This is a genomic window from Azospirillum sp. B506 (assembly GCF_000333595.1).
Taxonomy (GTDB): Bacteria; Pseudomonadota; Alphaproteobacteria; order Azospirillales; family Azospirillaceae; genus Azospirillum.
This window is the reverse complement of sequence record NZ_BADK01000551.1, coordinates 1-1,175: the sequence shown is the minus strand read 5'-3', so window position 1 is coordinate 1,175 and position 1,175 is coordinate 1. Positions and strand designations below refer to the sequence as shown.

The 1,175-nt window shown below is 67.2% G+C and carries 2 pseudogenes; both read left to right on the top strand.

The features are described from left to right. A pseudogene (locus I71_RS16320) lies at positions 1 to 641 on the top strand (TAT-dependent nitrous-oxide reductase); the annotation flags it as partial. A 71-nt stretch (positions 642 to 712) separates the two neighbouring features. Next, a pseudogene (locus tag I71_RS16315) lies at positions 713 to 1,175 on the top strand (nitrous oxide reductase family maturation protein NosD); the annotation flags it as partial.

Below are 1,175 nucleotides of genomic sequence, written 5' to 3'. Positions count from 1 at the left end.
GTACCAGGCGGGGCCACAACCACACCTCGATGGGCGAGACCAAGGAAGCCGACGGCAAGTGGCTGGTCTCGCTGAACAAGTTCTCCAAGGACCGCTTCCTCAACGTCGGCCCGCTGAAGCCGGAGAACGACCAGCTGATCGACATCTCCGGCGACGAGATGAAGCTGGTGCATGACGGCCCCACCTTCGCCGAGCCGCACGACACGCTGATCGTCCACCGCTCCAAGGTGAACCCGCGCTCGGTCTACGACCGCAACGACCCGATGTGGGAAGAGGCGCGCCAGCAGGCCAAGAAGGACGGCGTCGTGCTGGAGGACGACGCCAAGGTCATCCGCGACGGCAAGAAGGTCCGCGTCTACATGTGGCAGCGCGCCCCGGCCTTCGGGCTGGAGGAGTTCACGGTCCGCCAAGGCGACGAGGTCACCGTCTATGTCACCAACATGGACGACATCGACGACCTGACCCACGGCTTCAGCATCACCAACCATGGTGTGTGCATGGAAGTCGGGCCGCAGGCGACTGCCTCGGTCACCTTCACCGCCGACCGTCCGGGCGTGCATTGGTACTACTGCCAGTGGTTCTGCCATGCCCTGCATATGGAAATGGCCGGCCGCATGATCGTCGAGCCGTCTTCCACCTGATCGGTTTTCACCCCGCTTTATCCCCCTCTCCCCCCTGGGGAGAGGGGATCCCCCCACGATGGACTCCTCCCATGCGTCTCCGCACCGCGACAGTCCTCGGCACAGCCCTGCTGACCGCCCCGGCGCTCGCCGCCACCGCGACGGTCCCCCCGGGCGACCTGTCGGCGGCGCTGGCGGCGGCGGCGCCCGGAGACACGCTGGTGCTGGCTGCCGGCGTGCATCCCGGCCCGCTGACCATCCGCACCCCGGTCACCCTGACCGGCGAACCGGGTGCCGTCATCGACGGGCAGGGCACCGGCAGCACGGTGACGGTGGAAGCCCCCAACGTCACCCTGCGGCATCTGGAGATCCGCAACTCCGGTCTCAGCCTGATCGACCAGAATGCCGGCATCTTCCTCGGCAAGGAAGCGCGCGGCGCGTTGATCAAACAACACCGGCTGCGCGACAACCTGATCGGCGTCTACATCTGGGGCGCCGCCGACGCCTTGTCCGCGCAACGACATCGTCGGCCGCACCGACCTGCGGGTGTCGGAA